Raw genomic sequence first — 19,916 nt, 5'->3', positions numbered from 1 at the left:
GCTTGACCCGGCAATCCATCCTCTCAAAAACATCTCGTTGGAAGATGGATGGATACGCGGGTCAAGCCCGCGTATGACAGATTACAGAAGCCGGAGGAAGAAATGACGCCGCTCGAGAAAATCCAATCGATGAAGATGCCGTTTGCCGAACTGAAGGGCGTGACCTTCACGGAAGCCGGAATGGACCGGGTGGTGGCGAAGATGCTGGTGCGGCCGGATCTGTGCACGCTACGCAACACGATTCACGGTGGCGCGGTGATGGCGTTCGCGGATTCGGTCGGCGCCGCGGCAACCGTCATCAACCTGCCGGCGGATGCCAAAGGCACCACCACGATCGAGAGCAAGACCAATTTCATCGGCGGCGCCAAGGAGGGCGCGACCGTGATTGCCACCGCCACGCCGGTTCATCGGGGCCGCCGCACCCAGGTCTGGCAGACCCGGCTGGAGACGGAAGACGGCAAGCTGGTGGCGGTCGTGACGCAGACACAGATGGTGCTGTGATACGACCGTCATTGCCTACTATTTAGTTAACGGAATATGACATTTTATGAGGCATTCCAGAGGCTTGAATTTAATGTTGCGATGCACAATATTAGTGCCCTAGGGATTCGACGCCTCCTCGAGGGCTTCTCTCAGAGGAGTTAGAAAATGTACCTCACCGTTATCGCGGCTGCGCTTGCCAACAGCAGCGTGCGCACGCTGAGCCAGCAGGAAGAATTGCCGCTGTTGCGCGATCATCTGTTGCGGCTCGACCGCGACAGCCGCCGCGACCGTTTCCATGGCTTCATGGATGACAGCTTTATCGAGCGCTACGCCCAAAAATGCGCCGATGACGGCACGACCATCGTCGCCTTTTTTGAGAACGGCGTGGTTCGCGGCGCGGCGGAACTGCATCCGCCGGACCAGTCCGCGGATTCGCTTCCCGAGATCGCGTTCAGCGTCGAAGCTTCAGTGCGGCGAAGGGGCGTCGGCAGCATCCTGTTCCGCAAGGTGATCACCGAGGCGCGCGCCAAAGGCTACACCAACTTGCGGATCACGACCGGCGCACAGAACCAGGCAATGCGCGCGCTCGCCAACAAGTTCGGTGCGCAGCTCGTGTTCCGGCACGGGGAATCTACCGGCACCATCGACCTGACCAAACAGGATCACACCGAGCTTGCGCCCACTTGGGCGGACATCGCGCTGAACGCCGCCCGCGCGGTCGCGAACCTCAACCGTGCCTATTGGCGGATGTGGCTGCGGATGTCCGGCTGGAGCCGGGCCGCCTGAGCTGCGGGCGCGATGAGGGCCGACGTCCGGTCCCCGAAAATGCTAGAGCCCGGTTCTGGCTGAACCAGAACCGGGCTCCTTTTGTATGATGTGTTCCGATTTTCGCCCCGCGAACCGCTGTCCGATTCGATTGAGCGCACCGGCTTCAGGTGCCGGTACGCTTGTCGTTGCCAAAACGCCTGATGACTCGGCGCTCGACCACCACCGCGCGCTGAGCGCCTTGCTCGCCCGCGATGATGCGGGTGGCCGATCGCGCGACCGCGCGGCCGGTCTTTTTCACTTCCACCAGCACGTCCTCGTAAGGCAACCCCATCAGCGCGGCGGCGATTTCCGCCTGCTGCTGCTGATCATCGGTGATCCCGACCGCGGCGAAGATTGCCTCTTCCAGCGTCGGCGGATCCCGCCGGACGCGCCGTGTGCCGTATTTCGTGTTCCAGTCTTCGCTCATAGGGGCCTCGTATCTGATTGCGGAGATACCTAGGGGTCCTTATGCTGCATTGCAATATGCATTTCGTGCGGCAATACAGCCATGCACCTGCAATTGCTCCAGCCTTAACGTCTTTGTCCCGTTTACCGGCATCATGGCGCCGAATTACCGGCGGCGCCGCTCTCCAGCGGCTGCTGCGGCCATCGTTTCAGCGCGGCATGCCCGGAATCGGTGAGCCCATAAATGCCGCGTTCGGCGCGGTCGAACCATCCGTAGACGTTGTGCAGCAGGATTTTTCCGGCATCCGGGATGTCCGCTCGCAAATCCTTCACGCGCCGTGGCCCGCCTGACAGCGCCGAGGCGCAGGCCAGCGCCTGCTGCCGATAGGCCGTCATGATTGGCGCCCGGGTCGATCCGCCCATCGCCGGATCGCCCCTGCGCTTTTGATGCTCGGCGACCAGCCGCGAGCGCTTTTTCGGATTGCGGCGAGGGGCTGTCGTTGCTGGCTGCACGATCACTTCGACTTCGCCTGAGCCGGTCACCGCCAGCATGCCGAACCCGAGCCGGCGGCAAAGGTTGCGGTAGCGCGCGTCGCCCTCGCGGCCCTTGCCGCGGGCGGATAGTTTTGCCGCGACCCAGACCTCGTCGGCGGCGCCGGCGCGATCCACCGCCTGCAGGATCAGTTCCAGGTTGAAGGCGAGCTTCAGTTCGCCGATCACCACGATCGGCGGATCGTCGCCGCTCAGCGCCACCAGATCGCAGCCGCCGACCTCGCCCTTGACGGTGAAGCCAAGCTTTTCGAGGAAGCGTTTGACGGGAAGGTAAAGCGCGGTTTCCAAAAATTCGCTCCGGCGGCGGTGTGGCCGCGACTCAATCGCACAGAGTTTAGCCGAAATCGGGCAAAGCGTTTGATCGGATGGCGGCAGGAGGTAAAGTCGGCGCGGGGACAAGGCCAACGGCAAGCATGGAAACCTCGTGACCGATCGGTCGCGGGGCCGTCGTGGTTGCCGGTTCCGGAGTGAGCAGAGCGTGCGAGGATTGTACAAATTCCGTTTCACGGCGGAGAGCGGGGCAGGTTCCGGCGTGATTTTCGCCACCGAAAGCGGCAGACTCTATGGCGGCGATACCGGCTCGTCGTTCGTAGGCCATTTCACGGAGGCCGATGGCGTCATCTCCGCGGAATGCCTGATGTCGCGCCATTACTACGACCCCGGCTATGTCCCGATGTTCGATATCGATAACATCGCGCTGAACTACACCGGCGCGCGCCGCGGGGACGAAATTCATTTCGAAGGCGGCAGCGCGGCCTTGCCGGGCTTGCGGTTCAATACCGTGCTCACGCCGATCAACGACGATGATGCGCCGCCGCCCGGCGCAGTCGGCCCGGACGGAATCGGCAACGGGCTCTATTCCATCCACATCCGCATGCTCGACGGCATCGATGCCGGCAACAGCGGCGTCATGCTGCTGCATGACGGACGCATCCGGGGCGGCGACGCGTTCTTCGATTACATCGGAGCCTATACGGCGGCGAACGGCAAGTGGAAGGGCGAACTCGTCAACCGCGAGCACACGCAGTCGAAGGGCGACCGGCTGCTGTTCGGCGGCCATGAGGTCGGCATCGGCTTTTCCGGCACCTATGACAGCGAGGGAGCGGAAGGCGAAGCCACCGCGCTCGCCGGCAAGCGCAGCATCCGCTTCAAGGCCGTGCTGCGAAAGCTGGTAGCTGTGGAGGACTAATCGATCAATCGATCGTAGTCCGCGTGAGACCGATCCAGAACCAAACGCAGACGTCATCGACTTCAATGGCCAAGGCACGATAGCGCAGGCCAACACGGGCAGACCAATACCGACCCACTCGTTTGAATCGAAGCGAGGGATGGCGCGGGTCACGTTTCAGTAAAGCAAAGTTGGCATCAGCCAGCTTTTGGATCGAGGAAGGCAATGATCGGTAGGCGTCCCAAAACCTGGCGATGCAGAATGTCTCACAAGTCGGTGGATTTGCCAGCGCGATAGGCTGCGACGGCTTCCTCTGCAAATGCGTCGAGCTTGCCCGCATGCGCATCACGTTCGATCGCCGCGTCAAAGCGATCGGCGTCAAATGCTTCAAACCAGGCACGAAACCTGGCCAGTTCTCGCGGCGGCAATTGCTCAACGGCCTTTTCGATATCTTCTGTGGTCATTGAAGTAACATAACACGCTGCGAGCTCATCGAAAAGCCGTACCAGGGCAGCCACATGCCGGACTAAACCCGCCCGTTCACCGGCAGCAAGACGCCGGTGACGGCGCTGGCGGCGTCGCTGGCCAGGAACAGGATCACGTCGGCCAGTTCCTTCGGGCGCACCCATTTTGCAAAATCGGATTTCGGCATGCTGTCGCGGTTGGCCGCGGTGTCGATGATCGAGGGCAGCACGGCGTTGACCGTGATCCTGCCCTTGAGTTCGGCTGCGAGCGCCTCGGTGAGGCGGTGCACGCCGGCTTTCGAAGCGGCATAGGCGCCCATGCCGCTACCCGCCTGAAGCGCGCCCATTGCCCCGACATTGACGATGCGCCCGGTGCCCGAGGCGGCGAGATGCGGGATGGCCGCGCGCGATGCGTTCAGCGCCGTCATGACGTTGAGCGCGTACATCCGCTGCCACGTTCCGGGATCGCCATCCGCCACCGTCTCGAAGGCAAAACCGCCGGCGATGTTGACCAGCGCATCGAGCCTGCCGAAATGCGAGGCGGCGGCGTTGACCGCCTTGCCGGCCTGGGCGGCATCGGTGAGGTCGACGCCGCCGAGTTCCAGAAGTTCTGACGTTGCCGGGACTTGCGTCGGCGCATGGTCGACGCACGCCAGGCGCGCGCCGCGCGATCGCGCTTCCGCGACGACCACCCGGCCAAGCGCGCCGAGCGCGCCCGTGACGACTATCACTTTTCCGTCCATGATGGACCTCCCGGCAAACGGCGAGTTTTGGTGAAAACGAGTTGCATTGCTCGGTCAAATTCCGTGCCACTATGCCGGATCATTGATCGCTCCGACAACAGGGAGGGCATATGGCAGAAACTTCCCCGCCTGGCGAGTTGCAGCACGATATCGCGGGCTTCAAATACCCGCTGCCAAATCTGGCGCGGTGCCTGAAGCAGCGAAACACCAAAATCGTTGCCTTGGGTTCCTCGTCGACGGCGGGCGCGGGCGCCATCGTACCCTATCCATCCTATCTCGAGCTTATGCTGAGAGCTGAGTTTGGCAACCAGATGATGGATGGATTCGGCAAGCGGATGATCAACGTGATCAACCGGGGGGTCGGTGGCGAGGAGGCGACGACCCAACTGCCACGCATGAAGTCCGACGTGATCGACGAGGCGCCGGCGCTGGTGATCTGGCAGGTCGGCACCAACGCCGTCTACCGCAATACCGAATTCGTATTCGAAGAGGTCGTGACCGCCATCGAGGATGGACTGGAGCGGCTGGCCAAGATACCGGCCGATGTCATCCTGATGGATTCGCAATATACCACCGCCGTCGTCGAGAAGCCCGAGAAGAAAGAACTCTCCGACAAGATGGTGAAACGCATATCCGAACTGGCGGAGGCTGCCGGGGTCGATGTCTTTTCTCGCTACGCCCTGATGGAGCATTGGCTGAAGACCATCCCGATGCGGGAATTTATCGATCCGGCCGACAGGGACGTGCTGCATCTGAGCGACTGGGCGACGCGGAATGTCACGGAGGCGCTGTTCAACCAGATCAAGAAGATGGTGCGGGCAGCGGGCTTCACGTGAGGCTACGGAGTGTCAGAATCGCTAAAATTTGCCTGAGTTTTGTAAGCCGTTTTCAGAATCCGCCCGCTACAACCGGCTACCAATCACAGGCAGGGGAATTTGTTATGGGTTTGCCGGATCATGGTTTACCGCTTGTTCAGCTTAAGGAGCAGCGCCGCGATCTCGTCGTCGCGTTGCAGAATCGCAGCGGTCCGGTTTCAAGCTGGGAATTGATGCAGATCGCGGCGATCCAGCAGGCGATCTCGGCGTTTGAGGATGTCATCGCCGATCTCGATGCCGAAATGGAGATGGAAGCGGCAGCCTGAGCCGGCAGCCTCGCCGGACTGCCAAACCTTCGAAGGCGGGTGCGGCAAGTGAAGTCAGATCAGCCCTGAAGATAGCGCGCTTCGAGATGGGCACGCTCGGCCTTGCCGAGACCGAGACCGTCGCGAAGATAGGTTTCGAGATCGCCGTAATCGGCGTCGATCGCCTCGAACGCGGCGGCAAGAAACGCTTCCCGCACCGAACCGAGCACCTCTCTGATCTCGTCGGGCAGGTCGGTGCTGTGGTTGGGATCCCTGCGGTAGAAGCGGTTGGTCAAAAGATAATCTTCCGAAATGGTGTCCCGGGAAACGCCCAGCGTGTGCAGGATCAGTGCGCAGGCAAAACCGGTGCGGTCCTTGCCAGCGGTGCAGTGGATCACCAGCGGCGCCCGGTCTTCCAATAGATGCGCAAACAGCGTGCGAAAGTGCGGCGTGTTTTTCTGTACGTACCCGCTGTAGGAATCGCGCATCACCTCGATGGCATGGTCCGTCGACAGCGGCGTGCCGGACGCCACGATCGCCCGCAGCGCCGCCACCACCGTCGGTTCGACCGGCAGCGAATGCACGGTTATTTCAGGCATGCCGCACACCGCCGCGGCCCGCTCCTCGGTGCCGCGAAAGTCGAAAGCGCTGCGGACGCCGAGCTGTCGCAGCACGGCGGCGTCTTCCTCGGTGAGATGGCCGAGATGGTTGGAGCGAAAGATCTGCCGCCAGCGCACGGCCCGGCCGTCGGCGGTCGGATAGCCGCCGAGATCGCGGAAATTGCTGGCGCCGGAGAGGTTGAGATGACGGTCGAGGGGGGCTGACATCGGCTGCTTCCGGTGATCTTGAGTGGCTGATGGGAGCGGGCCATCGTGTGTTGGCGTCTTTCGTCTATACTGTACCCCATGGGGGACCAAACATGAATCGCGCTGGGAACTCGATTTTTGGCGCCGCGCTGTGCCTTGTGGTGACGGCGGCGGTACCGTTGGCCGCATCGGCGCAGTCGGGCTTTCGGAACTATCGCTGCGCCGACGGGGCGCAATTCATCGTCGGGTTTTTCCAATACGATTCCCGCGCCCATCTGCAACTCGACGGCAAGTCGCTGACACTGCCCAAGCGCGTGGCGCTGTCGGGATCGCGCTACCAGGGCGGGGGCGTCACCCTCAAGATCACCAAGGCTGGGGTCACGATGCTCAAGCACGCCAAGCGACCTGTCACGACGTGCGAGCAGATATGAAAAAGGGCCGAAACGGCGTTGTTTCGACCCTTGTTTAGTTCGCCGTTCGCGCCCTTCTGATTGGGCGCGTCCCTGTCAAACACCGCCGAGACATTAGTGGTCCCGTCCGCTCTTTTCTTCCTCGATGGCGGCGGCGTGGTACCAGCTATCGCTGCAAGCGGCGAGGTTGGCCGGCGCGGCCGCAAACCCGGTCTTGGCTTCGCCATAGCGGCGTCCGCCGAGCGCCGCACGGCCCCCGGTGGGGAATTGATAGATCCTTGCGGATCCCTGATTTGCACCCGTATTCATCATCACAGTCTCTCCTTTTGCCAAAGCCGCACCCCATGGTGCGCCCGACTCGTTTTCTAGCGGTTACGTAACTCGATATTGTCGGTGCCCGGAGTGGGTGCAAGGTGACCAAGAGATCGTCATCATCTGTCTAGTTCGTAGGCATTTTTTGGCTTTGCTTCCTGCAAGGCAGCGGGAACATGCGCAACGCGCGAACCGGCCACATGGTTGCTTGGGCGGGCAGGCGAGCACCTAAGGCGCTCTGGAGGCATGCCGCTGCTTTAATCGGGGTGCGCCCCTGAAGCAGAAATGCCGGAGAAATGGGCTGGATTCGGACGGCGCGGCCACCCCCGCGTTGCCCGGTTTGCAGGCCGGCCGCGCTCCTATGTCGCAGCTTTTATTTTCGTCCCACGTCCGGACGCCGTGTGGAAAGCCTGTCCCGCAGTGCAGCGACTGGCACGTTAAATGCTTAGTAAGAGGTGGCCTGACGTGGCCGGGTACACGTATGCGGAGACTTCCAGGGGGCTGGGCGTCAAAATCCAGATTTCAGGGGCTCCAGATTTTGGGGCTTGGGTCTTCCGCATTCCACTAGCAACTTAAGAGAGGCTCAATGACCAAGTACAAGCTCGAGTATATTTGGCTCGACGGCTATACGCCGACGCCGAGTTTGCGCGGCAAAACGCAGATCAAGGAATTCGACAAGTTCCCGACGCTGGAACAGCTCCCGCTCTGGGGCTTCGATGGTTCGTCCACCATGCAGGCCGAAGGCCACAGCTCCGATTGCGTGCTGAAGCCGGTTGCGGTCTATCCCGACGCCGCCCGCGAAAACGGCGCGCTTGTCATGTGCGAAGTCATGATGCCCGATGGCGTGACCCCGCACGCTTCCAACAAGCGCGCGACGATTCTCGACGATGAAGGCGCCTGGTTCGGCTTCGAGCAGGAATACTTCTTCTACAAAGACGGCCGCCCGCTCGGCTTCCCGGCCGACGGTTATCCGGCGCCGCAGGGCCCGTACTATACCGGCGTGGGCTACTCGAATGTCGGTTCGGTTGCCCGCAAGATCGTCGAAGAGCACCTCAACCTCTGTCTCGCCGCCGGCATCAACCACGAGGGCATCAATGCCGAAGTGGCGAAGGGCCAGTGGGAATTCCAGATCTTCGGCAAGGGCTCCAAGACCGCGGCCGACCAGATGTGGATGGCCCGCTATTTGATGCTGCGCCTGACCGAATCCTACGGCATCGACATCGAATTCCACTGCAAGCCGCTCGGCGACACCGACTGGAACGGCTCCGGCATGCACGCCAATTTCTCGACCAAGTTCATGCGCGAAGTCGGCGGCAAGGATTACTTCGAGAAGCTGATGGCGGCCTTCGACAAGAACCTGATGGACCACATTGCCGTCTACGGGCCTGACAACGACAAGCGCCTGACCGGCAAGCACGAGACCGCGCCCTGGAACAAGTTCAGCTATGGCGTGGCGGACCGCGGCGCCTCGATCCGCGTGCCTCACTCGTTCATCAAGAACGACTACAAGGGCTATCTGGAAGACCGCCGTCCGAACTCGCAAGGCGACCCCTACCAGATCGCGTCCCAGATCCTGAAGACCATCGCGGAAGTCCCGACCGCCAAGGCGGCCGCGGCCTAAGCGACCTGCGATAGGACCTCCACCGGTTGCACCATTGATCCGCCAGGGCGAAACCACCCTGGCGGATCATTGTATTTTGATGACAACCGATGATGCTACTTGCGGTTTGATTCAATTGCGCGGGTTCAAGGCCGTTTCCACGGGGTGTGAACCGCGCTAGACAACGCCCTTCACAGCGTTTTCGAGCGAATTGGCTGCCGGTTCGCGTGAAGAAAACGCGTCGAAACAAGAATCCAGAGCTTCGGTTCTCGATCAGAACCGAAGCTCCGGGCTTGCCGGGGACGCGGCATTGTTTGAGGGTTTCTACAAAGTCAGGTTTCAGCTTGGCGCTGCGGTCGGCCGCAGCGTCATGTATGCGCGCGACGGCAGGATGCTGGGCGGCAATTCGGCGTTTGCCCACATCGGTACCTACGAGAAGCATGACGACAGCGTCGATATCGTGATCCGGACCGTCCGCCATAATCCCGACCCGAACTACGGCGCGATGGCCGGCACCGACGATGCCACGCTACTGGCGAAGGGCAGGGCCGACGGCGCTCTCTACCGTTTCGAAGGCGGCCTGAAGGAACTGCCCGGCGTAGCGTTCCATTCCGTGATGACGCCGATCGAGCAGGACGCCATTCCAATCGCCGGGGGCGTGGGCGAGGGGGGCGTCGTCAATGGCCTCTATTCAATTCACATCCGTCTGCTTGACGGCGTCGAGGGCGGCCTGACCGGCGTCATGCTGCTCAATGAAGGCCGCATCCTCGGCGGCGACGCCTCGTTCTATTATGTCGGCTCCTACACGTCGGAGAACGGCCGCTGGAAGGGGCAGATCCTGAATCAGGAGCACACGGCGGCCATGGGCGAGAACCCGATCTTCGGCGGCCATGAAGTCGGCATCGGCTTTTCCGGCACCTGCGACGCCGAAGGCGCGCTGCTGGAGGCGACCGCGCTCGCCGGCAAGCGCAGCCTGCGCATGACCGCCGTACTCAAGCTGATGCACCGGGTCTAGCTGTCATGAGCCACACCATCCGCGTGCTGTCGACGCTGGCGCTGAAGGACGCCGTCCTCGCATTGGCGGGCCAGTATCGCGCCGGCGGCGGCGGGCATATCGACGCCGATTTCGCGCCGACCCTGGCGCTGCTGGACCGGCTGCGCGCCGGCGAGGGAGCCGACGTCGTGATCCTGACCCGCGAGGGGCTGGACGAGGTCTCGCGCGAGGGGCGGGTGGCTGCCAGCAGTTGCGTCGACCTGGCGCGCTCCTGGGTCGGCATCGCCGTCAAAGCGGGCGCGCCACATCCCGATATCGCGACGGAAGCGGCGCTGCGCGCAGCCTTGCTCGGCGCACGGTCGGTGACCTATTCGCGGCTGGGCGCCAGCGGCATCCTGTTCGCGAAGCTGATCGAGCAACTCGGCATCGCCTCCGACGTCAATGCAAAGGCAACGATCATCCAGCAGGGTTTTACCGCGGAAAAGCTCGTGACCGGCAAGGCCGATCTCGCGGTCCAGCAGATCAGCGAGTTGAAGCAGATCGAAGGCATCGAGGTGGTCGGCCCCATTCCGCACGAATTGCAAACGCCTGCGGTGTTTTCCGCCGGGCGCATGGCGACGACGTCGAGGCCGGATGAAGCCGACCGGCTGCTGCGATTTCTGGCCTCGGGCGCGGTCGCGCCGACCTTGCGTGCGAGCGGGCTGGATCCGTGATCCTGCTCGCTAACCAGAGCCCACCTGAGGAGGCCGCTGAATACGAAGCCATCGCGCTGGCGGGCAAGCGCAGCCTGAGGCTGTCGGCGACGCTGAAACGGATGCGGCCGGCATAGAGCTATTTTCGGTGCGCGACTTCACCTGTCCGAGTGGGCCGTGGCCTGGTTGTCTTGAGACGATCGCATGCCGTCCAGGTTGATGAACTGGCCGCTTCCACCCGCGGACCAGATGTCCTAAGCAGCGGCGCGCAGCGGTTTTCCTCCTGTCAGGCCCCCATGATCCGTCTCGATAACGTCAGCAAGCAAGTCGGTCACCAGATCCTCTTCATCGAAGCCTCCGCCGCCCTGCAGAAGGGCGAAAAGATCGGCCTGGTCGGGCCGAACGGGGCCGGCAAGACCACATTGTTCCGGATGATTTCGGGCCAGGAACTGCCCGACGAGGGCCAGGTCTCGCTCGATCGCGGCATTACCATCGGCTATTTCAGCCAGGACGTCGGCGAGATGTCGGGCCGCAGCGCCGTGGCCGAGGTCATGGACGGGGCGGGGCCCGTCAGCGTCGTGGCGGCCGAGTTGAGGGAACTGGAGGCGGCGATGGCCGATCCGGATCGTGCCGATGACATGGATGAGATCATCGCGCGCTATGGCGAGGTCCAGCATCGTTTCGAGGAGCTTGATGGCTATGCGCTCGATGGCCGCGCGCGGGAGGCGTTGTCGGGCCTCGGCTTCAGCCAGGAAATGATGGAAGGCGATGTCGGCGCGCTGTCGGGCGGCTGGAAGATGCGGGTGGCGCTGGCGCGCATCCTCCTGATGCGACCCGACGTCATGCTGCTGGACGAGCCGAGCAACCATCTCGATCTGGAAAGCCTGATCTGGCTGGAGCAGTTTTTGAGGGGATACGAGGGCGCGCTCTTGATGACCTCGCATGACCGCGAGTTCATCAACCGCATCATCAACAAGGTGGTCGAGATCGACGGCGGTACCCTGACCACCTATTCCGGCAATTACGAATTCTACGAGGCGCAGCGGGCGCTGAACGAAAAGCAGCAGCAGGCGCAATTCGAGCGCCAGCAGGCGATGCTGGCCAAGGAAATCAAGTTCATCGAGCGCTTCAAGGCGCGCGCCTCGCACGCCGCCCAGGTGCAGAGCCGGGTCAAGAAGCTTGACAAGATCGAGCGCGTCGAGCCGCCGAAACGCCGCCAGTCGGTGGCGTTCGAATTCCTGCCGGCGCCGCGCTCGGGCGAGGACGTCGTCAGCCTGAAGAACGTTCACAAGGGCTATGGCAGCCGCCCCATCTATCAGGGGCTCGATTTCATGATCCGCCGCAAGGAGCGGTGGTGCGTGATGGGCATCAACGGGGCCGGCAAGTCGACGCTGTTGAAGCTGGTGGCAGGCTCGACCGAGCCCGACGACGGCACAGTGGCGATCGGCGGCAGCGTCAAGATGGGCTATTTTGCCCAGCACGCCATGGACCTGCTCGACGGCGAACGGACCGTGTTCCAGTGGCTGGAAGATTCATTTCCGCAAGCAGGCCAGGGCAGTCTGCGCGCGCTCGCCGGCTGCTTCGGATTCTCCGGCGACGACGTCGAGAAGAAATGCCGGGTGCTCTCCGGCGGCGAGAAGGCGCGGCTGGTGATGGCGCATATGCTGTTCGACCCGCCGAATTTTTTGGTGCTGGACGAGCCGACCAACCATCTTGATCTCGCGACCAAGGAAATGCTGATCAACGCGCTCTCGGAGTTCGAGGGCACGATGCTGTTCGTTTCCCACGACCGGCATTTTCTGGCCGCGCTCTCCAACCGCGTGCTGGAGCTGACGCCGGATGGCCCGCATCTGTTTGGCGGGGGTTACACCGAATATGTCGCACGCACCGGACAGGAAGCGCCGGGATTGCGGAGCTAGCTCGCAGCTCAACTCTTTAACCCTCACCCTGAGGAACTCGCGGAGCGAGCGTCTCGAACCATGAGGGGTCGAATACCGTGGCGGACTGGGCAACTATTTCCGCACCAGCGGAGCAATCGTCTCGATCTCGTTGGTCCAGATACCGCCGGAATAGTTTGGCGGCAGCTGCGCCAGTTGCTCCGATGTATCGATGCCGGTCGAGAACCCGCCACCGCGATAGGGGCCGAGCACGAAGACCTCGCTGCCGGCCGTCTGCATGCGGTTGAGGAAGCGGTCCGGCCAACCCCATAGCCACGGGGCGACGTTGACCGGCAGCATGACCATGGCGTTGCGGCACGCTTTCGGAACCACGCCGCTCCAGCCATAGCCGATATAGCCGAGCAGGCAGCTCTTGATGGCCGCGCGCGAGATCGTGCGGACGTCGGGCATGAGCCGGCGCACGATCTCGACCGGCTCATCGCCGCCATACACCATGATCTGCGCCCGGCGTTCGGCGGGAAGCTTGGTCAGTACGGACGCGAGCTTCTCGCCCTCGGACGCGTCGCGGCTCTTTACATTGATCAGGAGCCGCTCTCTTGGAAAAGCTTCCAGCACCTCGACGAGCGTCGGCATCAGGCCGATACCCTTGCCGCGAAACGGGAAGGTCTTGCCGCCATCGGAAGTGTAGCCGTAGCCGATGTCGAGTTTCTTCAGATAGGCCATCGGGTGTTCGCGCGTCACGCCGTGGCCATCGGTGCGGCAATCCAGCGCCCAGTCGTGAAACACCGCGAATTCGCCGTCGGTGGTCGGATGCACATCGAGCTCGACGATATCGGCGCCGGCGGCAAAGCCGGCTCGCATCGACGCAATCGTGTTCTCCAGATAGTCGTGGCCGGACGGCAGCATCCTCGCGGCCGTGCAAGTGTCATTCTTCAGGTCGCGTTCGTCGAAGCGCTGGGCGATGCCGCGATGCGCGAGCAGGACGGGCGCGCCCTCGCGATGCGCGGCGAGACGGTTGGTGTTGTTGGCATAGATGGCGGCGAGGACGACGGCGGCCACCGCGGCGTATTTGAACTTTTTCTTCAAGGCCCGGCTCCGCGTCAAGGACGCCCTCGCTAGTCGGCCTTTCTGGTCGATTTGCGGCGGAGCGCAGCGCGTGCCGAAACGCATGGCGCCACAACATGAGCGCGGCTTGTCGGCGCTGGGTCCGCCCTTTACGCTACTTTGAAAAAGGGGAGCGTAACGGCCATGAAGCAGCTCAGGATCGGCGATATCACCATCGACGCGGTCATCGAACGGGAGGGGCCATGGCGCCGGCCGCAGGATTTCTTCCCGGCCTATGACGACGCCGTGTTCAAGCATCATCTGCCCGGCATGGAGCCCGAGGTGTATGACAGCGCGCTCGGCATGATGGTGATCACCTACCAGACCTTTGTGGTCCGCACGCCGCGCTACACCATCCTGGTCGACACCTGCACCGGGGAGGACAAGGGCCATCCGCCGCCGTTCGATTTCCCCGGCAAGGAGCGCTGGCGCAACGAGCTGTTCGCGCTCGGCATCGCCTACGAGCAGGTCGACTACGTGTTCTGCACCCATCTGCACATCGACCATACCGGCTGGAATACCACGCTGCGCGACGGGCGATGGGTGCCGACGTTTCCCAACGCCAAATACATATTTCACAAGAGGGAATATGCCGCGTGGGAAGCCGAGAACGCCAAGGGCGCCAACCCGCCAGGGACAGTCTTCCGCGACAATTGCCTGCCGATCGTCGAGGCCGGGCAGGCCGTGTTGGTTGACGATGATTATGCGCTCGACGATACCGTGACCCTGACGCCTACGCCGGGGCATTCGCCCTGTCACTGCTGCGTCAACATCTTCTCGAAGGGCAAGCGCGCAGTGGTGGCCGGCGATCTCATGCATCACGCCATCCAGTGCCGCGAGCCGGAATGGTCGGCCAAGCCCGACTGGGACCCGAAGCAATCGGCGGTCTCGCGGCGAAAATTCTTTGCGTCCGTGGCCGGCACCGACACGCTGATCCTCCCGGTGCATTTTCCGGCGCCGACGGTCGGCCTGATTACGGCTGACGGCGATCGGTTTGATTACCGGTTCAAGCGGGACTAGCTGACATGTCCGACAGCACCGTCTATGACTTCATCGTCGTCGGCGCCGGCTCGGCCGGCGCGGTGGTGGCGAGCCGCTTGAGCGAGAACGGTCTCTATCGCGTGCTGCTGCTGGAGGCCGGCACCAGGGGATCCAGCCATTTCTGGGCGCGCGTGCCGGTCGGAACCTCCAAGATGATCGACGATCCCACGGTGAACTGGTGCTACAAGTCCGAGCCCGACGAAGGCTCGGGCGGGCGGCGCATCGATGTGCCGCGTGGCAAGATGATGGGCGGCTCGAGTTCGATCAACGGCATGGTCTATATGCGCGGCCAGGCGCAGGACTACGACCATTGGGCCCAGCTCGGCAATCGCGGCTGGAGCTACCAGGACGTGCTGCCGATCTTCCAGCGCATGGAGCGCTATGAAGGCGGCTCCGACAAGTTTCGCGGCCGCGACGGATTGCTGCGCGTCAACGACACGCCGCGCAACAAGGTGCCGCTGCTCGAAAAGATCATCGAGGCTGCCGAGCGAATAGGGCTTCCGTTCAACCCGGACCAGAACGGCGAGACCCAGGAAGGCATCGGCATGTCGCAGGTGACGATTGCCGGTGGGAAGCGCCAGAGCACCGCGGTGTGTTATCTCGATCCGGCGCGGGGACGGCAAAACCTCGTCATCGAGCAGGGCGCGATGGCGGAGGCGCTGACCCTGGAAGGCAAGCGCTGCGTCGGCGTGCGCTACTCGGTTGGTGGCATGCGTCGCGAGGCGAGGGCATCGCGCGAGGTGATCGTGTCCGGCGGATCGATAAATTCGCCAAAACTGCTGGAGCTTTCCGGCATCGGCCAGTCCGAGTTGCTGCGCTCGGTCGGCGTCACGCCGGTGCATGAGCTGCGCGGCGTCGGCGAGAATTTGCGCGATCACTACTCGCCGCGGCTGAAGTTTGCGATTGCCGCCCGCAACATGACTTTTAACGACAATGCGCGGGGCTGGCGGCTGGCGCGCGAGGCGGTGAAATACGCGCTGTTCGGCACTGGATTCCTGGCTTCGACCGCCGTGCCGGTCCGGATGTATTTTCGCACCCGCGAGGGGTTGGAGACGCCGGACGCGACCATCTCCATCCTGCCTTTCCTCTACGAAATGGCCGGGCGCCAGCGCCGCGTCGCCAAGCGGCAGGGCATCACGATGAACGCGAACGTATTACGTTCGGAAAGTACCGGGTCGATCCACATCAAGTCACCCGATCCCGAAGTGGCGCCTGCGATCCGCTTCAATTTCCTGTCCGCCGAGCATGACCGCGTCGGCATCGTGGCTGTCATCCGCAAGGGGCGCGAGCTGATGGCGACGTCGCCCTTGAAGGAGATCACCGGCGAGGAGATTGCGCCCGGCGCCAAACTGCAGAGCGACGCGGAGTTGCTCGAATGGGTGCGCAACAACGCCGAGACCACCTATCACCCGGTCGGGACCTGCAAGATGGGATCGGATCCGCTAGCCGTGGTCGACCGCGAACTGCGGGTGCACGGCATCGAGGGCGTGCGCGTGGCCGATGCCTCGATCATGCCGACGCTGACCAGCGGCAACACCAATGCCCCGGCGATCATGATCGGCGAGAAGTGCGCCGAGATGGTGCTGACTTCGGCTGCGGGCCGCAAAGCTGCCGCGTAGCAGATAGGGATGGGAGAGGCAGGGGGAATGCAACGAATGGATTTCGAGACGCTGGTTCAGACCCGCAAGAGCGTGCGCGGGTTCAAGAAGGAGTCGGTCCCCCGCGCCGTGATTGAGGACATCATCGAGGTTGCCAAGCGCGCGCCGTCGTCGATGAACACGCAGCCCTGGCATATCCATGTCCTGACCGGCGAGCCGCTGGAGCAGCTGCGCCGGCGCAACATGGAGGAGATGGCAAGCGGCGCCAAGGTGAAGCGCGACATCATCAGCCATGGCGAGTACCAGGGCGTTCATCGCGGCCGGCAGGTCGACATCGCCAAAAAGCTATTCGCCGTGATGGGCATTGCGCGCGATGACAAGCCGATGCGGCAGGACTGGGTGCTGCGCGGTTTTCGGCAGTTCGACGCGCCGATCTCGCTGGTCCTGACCTACGACCGGGTGCTCGATCCCGGCGCGGTCTGCCACTTCGACCTCGGCGCGCTGTGCTACGGACTGGTACTGGCGGCGTGGGACCGCGGCCTCGGCAGCGTCATCAACGGGCAGGGCATCATGCGCTCGGATATCGTGCGCGAGATTGCCAAAATCCCGGAAGAAGAAGTGATCATGACCTGCGTCGCGATGGGCTATCCCGACGACAGTTTTCCCGCCAACGCCGTTCGCTCCGATCGCGCGGCGAACGGCGATTTCGTTCGCTATGTCGGCTTCGCCGACTGAAAGGCTTATTGATGAGTACCGATGAAGAAACCACGATGATCCGCGAGACGGTCGCGAAATTCGTCGACCGCGAGCTAATCCCGCTCGAACCGCATTATTTGAAGTCCAAACTGCCCGGCTCCGATCACCCGCACCTGACCGTCGAGCAAAAAGAGCGGCTGCGAACCGTGTCGAAGGATCTGGGTCTTTGGGGCCTCGACGCACCCGAGGACCTCGGCGGTCATGACCTGCCGACCCGCACCATGGCCGCGGTCCACGAAGAGCTTGGCCGGACCTGCGTGCCGTTCATCCTGCCGCCGGACTCGCCCAACCTGCGGATGCTGCAAGCGGTCGGGACCGAGGGACAGAAGCGAAAATACATGCAGCCCTATATCGAGGGACGCATGGTCTCGGCGATCGCGATCTCCGAGCCGGGCGCCGGCGGCGATCCCGCGGGCATGAAGACCCGCGCGGTGCTGGAGGGCGACCAGTGGATGCTCAACGGCCGCAAGATCTGGATCACCAACGCGCGAGCCGCCGATTTCATTATCGTCATGGCCCGCGTCGGCAACGACGCCCGGCAGGGCGGCATCACCTCCTTCATCGTCGAGAAGGGCACGCCGGGCTTCATCATCGAGCGCGAGATCCCGATGCTGGGCGGCGAGTCGACCTACGAGATCGTGTTCGAGGATTGCCGCATCCCGAAGGACTCCGTGCTCGGCGAGGTCGGCAAGGGCTATGCGCCGATGCAGCTGCGGCTGCGCACGCGCCGGCTCGAAATGGGATCGACCTGCATCGGCATCGCACGGCGCGCGCTCGACATGCTGTGCGAACACGCCACGCAACGCGAAACATTTGGCGTCAAGCTGGCCGAGCGGCAGGCGATCCAGTGGTGGGTCGCCGATATCTCGACGCGCATCCATGCCTGCCGTCTGATGGTGCGCGATGCCGCCGACAAGACCGACCGCGGCGAGGACGTCAAGCGCGAAGCCTCGATGATCAAGGTGTTCGCGACCGAAATGGCCTATGAGGCCTGTGACCACGCGATGCAAACGCTCGGCGCGCTCGGCATGACGCTGGAAATTCCGCTCAACGCGCTCTCCCAGAAGGCGCGCCTGATGCGGATGTATGAAGGGCCGAGCGAGGTCCATCGGCAGGCGATCGCACGCCGCGTACTGGGATTGCGGGGATAGGCAGACGGCGGCCTGCGCCCTATTTTTTGGCGACGCCGGCGGTCATTTCGGCAATACGCTCGGCCAGCGTCGTCATCAGGAACGGTTTTGTCAGCACCCGCATGCCGGGCGCCAGCTGGCCGTTGCCGATAATGGCATTTTCGGCATAACCGGTGATGAAGAGCACCTTGAGATCCGGACGCGACACGCGCGCGGCGTCGGCGAGCTGACGGCCATTGAGGCCGCCGGGCAGGCCGACATCCGTGATCAAGAGGTCGATCGGCGTGTCCGACTCCAGGATCCGCAGCCCGGACGGGCCGTCCGACGCCTCAATCCCGGAATAGCCGTGCTCTTCCAGCACTTCCGTGACCAGCATGCGGACGCTCGGCTCGTCATCCACCACCAGCACCGTCTTGCCGGTACGTTCCCCGGCATGCTTGGCAGTCGTCGCGCTTGCGGCGGATTCTTCTGAATCGCCATAATGCCGCGGAAAATACAGGCACATCGTGGTGCCGCTTCCCACTTCTGAATAGATCCGCACCTGCCCGCCGGACTGGCGGACGAAGCCATAGACCATCGACAGCCCGAGGCCGGTGCCCTGGCCGAGCGGCTTGGTCGTGAAGAAAGGATCGAACGCACGTGCGATCACGTCGGGGGTCATGCCGGTGCCGGTGTCGGTCACGCACACCGACAGATATTGCCCGGGCGGCAGATCGCGTTCCTTGGCGGTGCGCTCATCCAGCCATTTGTTGGCGGTCTCGATCGTGATACGGCCGCCCTCCGGCATCGCGTCGCGCGCATTGATGCAGAGGTTGAGCAGCGCGCTTTCGAGCTGGGAGGCATCGATCAGCGTCGGCCATAAACCGGCGGCCGTCACCACCTCCAGCGTGATCTGCGGTCCGACGGTGCGTCGGATCAGTTCCTCGATGCCCATGACGAGCCGGTTCACGTCGGTGGGCTTGGCATCCAGCGTCTGCCGGCGCGAGAACGCCAGCAGGCGGTGGGTGAGCGCGGCGGCGCGCTTCGACGCTCCCTGGGCAACGGCGACATAACGGTTGAGTTCGGAGGTGCGTCCCTGCTGCAGACGCGTCTCGAGCAATTCCAGCGAGCCGATGATGCCGGTCAGCAGGTTGTTGAAGTCATGCGCGATGCCGCCGGTGAGCTGGCCGACCGCCTCCATCTTCTGCGACTGGCGCAACGCCTCTTCGGCCTGCTTGCGTTCGGCGATCGCCTCCGCAATGCGGATCTCCAGCGTTTCGTTGAGATTTTGTATAGCGGTTTCGGCGCGCTTGCGCGCCGTGATGTCCTGGAACAGCACCGCGACCTGGCGGCGCTGGCGGGCTCGATGCGAAACGCGGCCAGTTCGAGATGGCGTCCGGTGGCGACCAGTTCACGCTCGAAGCGGATCGGTACCCCGGTCCGAAGCACGCCGCCGTAGAGTTCGGCCCAGCCGTCGGCCTCGTCGGGCACCATCTCGCGCAACTTCTGGCCGACGACATTGGGAATGCCGGCATGCAGCTCGTAGGCCGGGTTGGCTTCGATATGAACGTAGTCGCTCAACGGGCCGTGGGGGCCGTCGAAGAATTCGATGATGCAAAAGCCTTCGTCGATGGAATTGAAGAGGGTGCGGTACCGCTGCTCGCTGTCGGCCAGCGCGGTCTCGGCGCGCACCAGCTCGCTGTTGTCGGCGGCCGCGAGGGCCTTGAGCTGCGCGTTCTCGGTTTCGAGTGCCGTAATCCGGCGATGCAACTGTTCGATATCAACCGTCACGGTTACCCGCCCGAGGGCAACCGCCGAAACGACGGTCGTTTGGAGGATGATTTCAGCACGCTG

The 19,916-nt window shown here is 63.2% G+C and carries 21 protein-coding genes and 1 pseudogene; 14 read left to right on the top strand and 8 right to left on the bottom strand.

The window, feature by feature from the left end:
• Nucleotides 1-102: 102 nt before the first annotated feature.
• Both QUH67_RS19735 and QUH67_RS19730 read left to right on the top strand, forming a co-directional pair.
• Nucleotides 103-501, top strand: a complete 399-nt coding sequence (locus QUH67_RS19735; RefSeq protein WP_300948101.1) for a PaaI family thioesterase — start codon at nt 103-105, stop codon at nt 499-501.
• 147 nt (nt 502-648) lie between these two features.
• Entirely contained in the window at nt 649-1,269 is a 621-nt protein-coding gene (locus tag QUH67_RS19730; RefSeq protein ID WP_300940529.1) for a GNAT family N-acetyltransferase, read from the top strand.
• A 145-nt stretch (nt 1,270-1,414) separates the two neighbouring features.
• On the opposite strand, the gene QUH67_RS19725 is transcribed toward QUH67_RS19730, so the two are convergent.
• Nucleotides 1,415-1,717 carry a hypothetical protein gene (locus tag QUH67_RS19725; protein ID WP_300940528.1) on the bottom strand — a complete coding sequence of 101 codons (303 nt, stop codon included), beginning with the start codon at nt 1,715-1,717 and terminating at the stop codon, nt 1,415-1,417.
• 131 nt (nt 1,718-1,848) lie between these two features.
• A complete protein-coding gene (locus QUH67_RS19720; protein WP_300940526.1) occupies nt 1,849-2,535 on the bottom strand; it encodes a DUF2161 domain-containing phosphodiesterase in 687 nt (228 codons plus the stop codon).
• A gap of 190 nt (nt 2,536-2,725) precedes the next feature.
• On the opposite strand from QUH67_RS19720, the gene QUH67_RS19715 reads away from it, so the two are divergent.
• Complete coding sequence (locus QUH67_RS19715) at nt 2,726-3,436, top strand: hypothetical protein (protein WP_300940525.1); 711 nt, start codon at nt 2,726-2,728, stop codon at nt 3,434-3,436.
• Between the two features lie 245 nt (nt 3,437-3,681).
• Here the strand turns inward: QUH67_RS19715 and QUH67_RS19705 are convergent, their stop codons facing one another.
• Both QUH67_RS19705 and fabG read right to left on the bottom strand, forming a co-directional pair.
• A complete protein-coding gene (locus tag QUH67_RS19705; protein WP_300940524.1) occupies nt 3,682-3,879 on the bottom strand; it encodes a hypothetical protein in 198 nt (65 codons plus the stop codon).
• 62 nt (nt 3,880-3,941) lie between these two features.
• Nucleotides 3,942-4,622, bottom strand: coding sequence for a 3-oxoacyl-ACP reductase FabG (fabG, locus tag QUH67_RS19700; protein ID WP_300940522.1), 681 nt, complete (start codon nt 4,620-4,622; stop codon nt 3,942-3,944).
• Nucleotides 4,623-4,732: 110 nt separating this feature from the next.
• Here fabG and QUH67_RS19695 point away from each other — a divergent pair, with 110 nt between their 5' ends.
• Both QUH67_RS19695 and QUH67_RS19690 read left to right on the top strand, forming a co-directional pair.
• The gene (locus QUH67_RS19695) at nt 4,733-5,458 is read left to right on the top strand and encodes an SGNH/GDSL hydrolase family protein (protein ID WP_300940520.1); all 726 of its coding nucleotides are present in this window, start codon (nt 4,733-4,735) and stop codon (nt 5,456-5,458) included.
• A gap of 104 nt (nt 5,459-5,562) precedes the next feature.
• Entirely contained in the window at nt 5,563-5,763 is a 201-nt protein-coding gene (locus QUH67_RS19690) for a hypothetical protein (protein WP_057839937.1), read from the top strand.
• Nucleotides 5,764-5,822: 59 nt separating this feature from the next.
• Here QUH67_RS19690 and QUH67_RS19685 read toward each other — a convergent pair whose 3' ends face one another.
• On the bottom strand, nt 5,823-6,569 hold the full coding sequence (locus QUH67_RS19685; protein ID WP_300940516.1) for a tyrosine-protein phosphatase: 747 nt from the start codon (nt 6,567-6,569) through the stop codon (nt 5,823-5,825).
• Between the two features lie 92 nt (nt 6,570-6,661).
• Between QUH67_RS19685 and QUH67_RS19680 the strand changes: the two genes are divergently transcribed.
• Nucleotides 6,662-6,979, top strand: coding sequence for an MliC family protein (locus QUH67_RS19680; protein WP_300940514.1), 318 nt, complete (start codon nt 6,662-6,664; stop codon nt 6,977-6,979).
• Between the two features lie 93 nt (nt 6,980-7,072).
• Here the strand turns inward: QUH67_RS19680 and QUH67_RS19675 are convergent, their stop codons facing one another.
• Nucleotides 7,073-7,270, bottom strand: coding sequence for a DUF2735 domain-containing protein (locus QUH67_RS19675; protein ID WP_300940512.1), 198 nt, complete (start codon nt 7,268-7,270; stop codon nt 7,073-7,075).
• 586 nt (nt 7,271-7,856) lie between these two features.
• Between QUH67_RS19675 and QUH67_RS19670 the strand changes: the two genes are divergently transcribed.
• From QUH67_RS19670 to QUH67_RS19655, 4 genes are all read left to right on the top strand, one after another.
• A complete protein-coding gene (locus QUH67_RS19670) occupies nt 7,857-8,891 on the top strand; it encodes a glutamine synthetase beta-grasp domain-containing protein (RefSeq protein ID WP_300940510.1) in 1,035 nt (344 codons plus the stop codon).
• A 289-nt stretch (nt 8,892-9,180) separates the two neighbouring features.
• Complete coding sequence (locus tag QUH67_RS19665) at nt 9,181-9,885, top strand: hypothetical protein (protein WP_300940509.1); 705 nt, start codon at nt 9,181-9,183, stop codon at nt 9,883-9,885.
• A gap of 5 nt (nt 9,886-9,890) precedes the next feature.
• Nucleotides 9,891-10,577: a substrate-binding domain-containing protein gene (locus QUH67_RS19660; protein ID WP_300940507.1), complete on the top strand. Its 687-nt coding sequence runs from the start codon at nt 9,891-9,893 to the stop codon at nt 10,575-10,577.
• Between the two features lie 275 nt (nt 10,578-10,852).
• A complete protein-coding gene (locus QUH67_RS19655) occupies nt 10,853-12,475 on the top strand; it encodes an ABC-F family ATP-binding cassette domain-containing protein (protein ID WP_300940506.1) in 1,623 nt (540 codons plus the stop codon).
• Between the two features lie 93 nt (nt 12,476-12,568).
• Here QUH67_RS19655 and QUH67_RS19650 read toward each other — a convergent pair whose 3' ends face one another.
• Nucleotides 12,569-13,540, bottom strand: a complete 972-nt coding sequence (locus QUH67_RS19650; protein ID WP_300940505.1) for a glycerophosphodiester phosphodiesterase family protein — start codon at nt 13,538-13,540, stop codon at nt 12,569-12,571.
• A gap of 162 nt (nt 13,541-13,702) precedes the next feature.
• Here QUH67_RS19650 and QUH67_RS19645 point away from each other — a divergent pair, with 162 nt between their 5' ends.
• Genes QUH67_RS19645 through QUH67_RS19630 form a run of 4 tightly spaced genes read left to right on the top strand, consistent with a single transcriptional unit; the run spans nt 13,703 to nt 18,104 of the window.
• Complete coding sequence (locus tag QUH67_RS19645) at nt 13,703-14,578, top strand: MBL fold metallo-hydrolase (protein WP_300940504.1); 876 nt, start codon at nt 13,703-13,705, stop codon at nt 14,576-14,578.
• Between the two features lie 5 nt (nt 14,579-14,583).
• Nucleotides 14,584-16,218 (top strand): GMC family oxidoreductase, encoded by a 1,635-nt coding sequence (locus tag QUH67_RS19640; RefSeq protein ID WP_300940502.1) that lies wholly within the window; start codon nt 14,584-14,586, stop codon nt 16,216-16,218.
• Between the two features lie 36 nt (nt 16,219-16,254).
• The gene (locus tag QUH67_RS19635; RefSeq protein ID WP_300948100.1) at nt 16,255-16,932 is read left to right on the top strand and encodes a nitroreductase; all 678 of its coding nucleotides are present in this window, start codon (nt 16,255-16,257) and stop codon (nt 16,930-16,932) included.
• Nucleotides 16,933-16,943: 11 nt separating this feature from the next.
• Nucleotides 16,944-18,104 carry an acyl-CoA dehydrogenase family protein gene (locus QUH67_RS19630; RefSeq protein ID WP_300940500.1) on the top strand — a complete coding sequence of 387 codons (1,161 nt, stop codon included), beginning with the start codon at nt 16,944-16,946 and terminating at the stop codon, nt 18,102-18,104.
• A 19-nt stretch (nt 18,105-18,123) separates the two neighbouring features.
• Here QUH67_RS19630 and QUH67_RS19625 read toward each other — a convergent pair.
• Nucleotides 18,124-19,853, bottom strand: a pseudogene (locus QUH67_RS19625) (ATP-binding protein).
• Nucleotides 19,854-19,916: the final 63 nt, after the last annotated feature.

The organism is Bradyrhizobium roseum (assembly GCF_030413175.1).
Lineage (GTDB): Bacteria > Pseudomonadota > Alphaproteobacteria > Rhizobiales > Xanthobacteraceae > Bradyrhizobium > Bradyrhizobium roseum.
Note: the sequence above shows the minus strand (reverse complement) of the source record. Positions and strands in the feature narration are given on the sequence as shown.